Origin of the sequence: Streptomyces sp. NPDC059008 (assembly GCF_042749045.1) — a bacterium.
GTDB lineage: Bacteria > Actinomycetota > Actinomycetes > Streptomycetales > Streptomycetaceae > Streptomyces.
Genome location: NZ_JBHYJC010000098.1, coordinates 1 through 4,166, shown reverse-complemented (window position 1 = coordinate 4,166; position 4,166 = coordinate 1). Strand labels below are relative to the sequence as shown.

The 4,166-nt window shown below is 70.5% G+C and carries 3 protein-coding genes; 2 read left to right on the top strand and 1 reads right to left on the bottom strand.

From position 1 onward, the window contains the following. Positions 1-36: 36 nt before the first annotated feature. A complete protein-coding gene (locus ACFWZH_RS39315; RefSeq protein ID WP_384443293.1) occupies positions 37-2,787 on the bottom strand; it encodes a D-alanyl-D-alanine carboxypeptidase in 2,751 nt (916 codons plus the stop codon). A 365-nt stretch (positions 2,788-3,152) separates the two neighbouring features. Between ACFWZH_RS39315 and ACFWZH_RS39310 the strand changes: the two genes are divergently transcribed. Together ACFWZH_RS39310 and ACFWZH_RS39305 are read left to right on the top strand one after the other, a co-directional pair. Further along, positions 3,153-3,917, top strand: a complete 765-nt coding sequence (locus ACFWZH_RS39310) for a GPP34 family phosphoprotein (RefSeq protein WP_384443290.1) — start codon at positions 3,153-3,155, stop codon at positions 3,915-3,917. A gap of 22 nt (positions 3,918-3,939) precedes the next feature. After that, positions 3,940-4,166: hypothetical protein (locus tag ACFWZH_RS39305; RefSeq protein WP_384443287.1), on the top strand; the 227-nt coding region annotated here is incomplete at its 3' end.

Genomic DNA, 4,166 nt, shown 5'->3' with positions numbered 1-4,166 from the left:
GGCGTGGATGCCCGCCGGCCCGGAGCCCCGGTCCACTCACCCGATCCGGGTCAGCTTCGCTCCGAAGGTCGGCTCGAGGAGGTCCTTCTGCAGGGCCACCGGAACCTTCTGGGCCCGCTGGCCGCTGCCGACCGTCAGCACACCGACGGTGGTCCCGGCCTTCGCCTCGTGCGGGACGGTCTTGCCGCCGTCGCCGATGCTCAACCGGAGCTTCTGGCCCGAGACCCCGACCGCCTTCAGGTCCTTGGTGGCGACGACCGGCGTCAGCCCACCCAGGCCGTCGTCGACATAGCCGACGACCTGCCCCTTCTTCACCGCAGTGGCCGAGGTCAGCGCTTCGCGTACGGCTGCGATGACCTTCTGGCTGTTGTTCTTGACCATGGTGAGGCTGTTGGAGCCGTCGGGGTCCAGGCCCTTGAAGTGCTGGTCCATCATCGTGCCGAGTATCAGGCGGTCCTTGCCGTCCACGGTCTTGTAGGCCGCCCAGGACAGCGTGCCGCCGGCCGCCGTGCTGGAGCCGGTCTTGATGCCCTTGATGCTCAGCCCGGCCAGCAGCAGGTTGCCGTTGTTGTTGTAGATCCGCTCCGTCAGGCCCGGGATCTCGGCGTTGGGCATGGCGACGATCGGCCGGAAGGCGTCGAACTTCATGACGGCCTCGGCCAGCTTGAGCTGGTCGACGGCGGTGCTGACGGTCTTGGGGTCCAGGCCGCTGGGGTCGGTGTAGGTGGTGTTCTTCATGCCCAGGTCCTTGGCGGCGTCGTTCATCTTCTTGACGAACGCCCCCTCGTTGGCGGACTGGGAGTCCCAACGGGCCAGCAGCCGGGCGATGTTGTTGCCGGACGGGATCATCAGCATCTTGATCATGTCCTGCTGGTTGAACTTCTGCCCCGCCTGAAGCCCCTTGATCCGCGACTCGTCCCTGGAGTCGCCCTCGGTCACCGCCTTGTCGTCGACCTCGATCTGCGGGCCCTTCTCGTCCTTCTTGAGCGGGTGCTCCTTGAGGATCACGTAGGCCGTCATGATCTTGGCGACGCTCGCGGTCGGCACCGGCTTCTGCTCGCCGAACGTCCCCAGGTCACCGGAGCCCACGACCTTGACGGCCGCCTGCCCGTGCTCGGGCCACGGGATGGAGAGCTTGCCGCCCTCGAAGGTGAACGAGGACTTGGCGTCGCCGAGCACCACCGCCGGGGCGGGCAGCGGGCGCACCGACTGGACGATCACGAAGATGATCGCCAGCAGCACCGCCAGCGGGGTCCAGATCTTGAACCGGCGGACGACCGTGCGCAGCGTGGTCTCGGGCGGCGGCGGGGTGTTGGTGAGCTTCGCCAGGAGGTCGAGCGGCGGCAGGGGCTCCTGCTTGGTCCGCTCCGACTCGGGCAGCGCGGCGGGACCGGCCTCGGACGGGGCGCCGGTAGCGGCGGGCGGCATGGCACCCGGCCGGCCGCCGGGCCGGGGGGACGCGGTCGGCTTCGCGGGCGCGGCCGACGGCAGGGAGCCCGAGGCCTTGTCGGCGGCCGCGCCACCGGACGTCTTGTCCGCGGGCTCGTCGGGCTTTGCGGTCGGCTTTGCGGTCGGCTTCTCCGCAAGCTTCTCCGCGGCCTTCTCCGCCGCCTTGTCGGACGTACGGGTCGGCGTCTTGGGCGCCGTCTTGCCCAGCGACTTGTCCGCCGTGCCGTCGTCCGCCGACTTCAGCGCGACGAACTGACTGGTCCGCTCGGCGTCCCGCTCGGGCGCGTCCTTGGGCTCGGCCTTGGCGCTGCCCTTGGGCTCGGCCTTGGCGCTGCCCTTGGGTTCGGTCTTGGCAACGCTCCGGGCCTCGGCGGCTTCTTCCTCACCCTTGCCCTTGTCCTGCCCCTTGTCCTGGCCCTTGCCCTGGCCCTTGGGTTCGGGCGTGGCCTCAGGCTTGGTCTTGGGTTCGGCCGCGGGCTTGGGCTTGCCCTTGGCGGACGGCGGGATCTTGAAGACGGTGGTCGCCTGGTCGACGGGCTCGGCCGCCGCACCCTTCCCCTTTGCCTTCGCGACAGCAAACACGCGGGTCGCGTCATCCACCGCCGACCCGTCGGCGTCGGCGTCGGTCTCCTCGGGCTTGCCCTTCTGCGGCCCGACGGTCTTGAAGACGGCAGTCGGCTGATCAACAACCTTGGGCTTGGGCTCGGCCTTGGACTCGGGCTCCGCCTTGGTCGCGGGCTCAGCCTTGGCCTTGGGCTTCGGCTCAGCCTCATCCTTGGCGTCGGCCGTCACGGCAGGCTCGGAGTCCTCGCCGCTTCCGTCACCCTTGGACTTCCCCTCGCCCTTGGACTTCTCCGCGCCCTTGGACTTCTCGTCGGCCTCGGCCTTCTCGTCGGCCTTGCCCGGCGCGCCGGCCCGCTTCTCCGACTTCGCGGAAGCCTCGCCGGCTACCTCGTCGGCCGCGTCAGCGCCACCAGCATCAGCCGCGTCACCGGCACCGGCACCATCGTCCGCGGCGCCATCCGCATCACACTCATCGCCAACACCGCCGGCATCGCCCTCATCGCCCTTCTCCGCGACCCAGGCGGCCACAGCGGCCCGCAGGCGGTCATCGCCACCCTCGGCGCCCCCAGCGGCCTCCTCTGTCCCCTCAGGCGCCTCCGGCTCCGCCGACGACTTGGCCGCGCTCGCAGCCCCCGACTCCGCATCGGGCTTCGCGCCGGACTTCGCGCGGGACTCCGCCTCGACCTTCCCGTCGGACTTCACGTCGGACTTCCCGCCGGACTTCTCATCGGGCTTCTCGCCGGACTCCGCCGTCCGCTTCAGGTCCGATTTCACGCCCGATTCCTTCGCCGGCTCATCCGGCTCCCCTCGGAAAACGGACAGGCGCGGATCGCGTTCGCTCCGCGCCGTCTTCCCCGACGACTGCTTCTTGTCCGACTTGTCGGGGGACTCGCCCGCCACCGATGTCTCCTTCATACGTCGCACTGCTGCCTGGCCAAGTGTTCCCAAGTGTCCTGTGTACGCGCGACGCCACCTTGCCGCCACGCGAACCGGTACCCGCTGCACCCCACGGATAGCTGTCGCCGACGTGCAAGACGAGAACGACATACCTACCGGTTCCCTCCCGAACCCCCCACGCACTCTCGACAGATGAATGTGAGAGGGGTCACCCTGTCATTCATCCACGCGGGGAGGCATGGATGGGCAGGAGCCGCAGAACAATTCCGGAGGAGCTTCTGCTGCTCGCTTTGGACCCGACAACGGGCACCACAGCGCAGCCGCAGTCGCTCGACCTCGGCCTGGCCGGGGCCCAGCTAGTAGAGCTGGCTCTGGCAGGACGGATAGCCCCAGACGGGGATCGTATCGCCGTGGTGATGGCACGGCCGACAGGAGATCCGACTCTGGACTCCGCGCTCGAACTGCTGCGCCGACGCGGCAGTCCGGTGCGCGCGGTCCACTGGATCGGCGGGCCCCGACTGGGGCTGCGCCAGACCTACCTCACGCATCTCGAACGGTGCGGCATGGTCCATGCCGTGGCGGGACAGATGTGCGGGGTGCTGCCGACGACGCGCTACCAGGCGACGGAGACGGCCATCAGCCGGGAAATCAGGGCCCGGCTGGACAACGCGATCCGCACCGGCGTACCCCCGGACCCGCGGACCGCGGCACTCGCCGCGCTGGCCCATGCGGTCGGACTCGGCAAGCACCTCTACCCGGGCAACGAGGGGCGGTCATCGCGCTCCCGTCTCCGGGATCTGATCCGGCACGACCCGATGGGCGGGTTGGTCGCGCACGCCGTCATGGACGTACAGAACGGTGCCGCGGCGCAGCCCCGGCGGTCACAGGCCGCCGGCGCGGGAGCCGTACGGCAACCCGCGTCCCGTGCCACGGCGGAAGCGGCCGGCGCGCCGGGCCAGTCGCGGCACGGCGCTCACAGCAGGATGGCCCGCGTGGGCGCCCGCTGACGCCGTAGAAGCGCCGCACGACGTGCCGCAGGACCCGGCACGCGCCGTGCGACGCCCCGCACGACACGCCGTACGCCGCACGACACGCCGTACGGCGCTCGCACCACGCCGCGACACGCGCACCACGGCGCGCTGCGGCGCGGGCACCGCTCGCAGCACCACCCGCACCACCGTCCCCACCATCCCGTTCGGGAGCCGCAGCAAGGAGCGCGGGGTGGCGGGCCGGCCGTTCTGGACGACGGCCTGCCC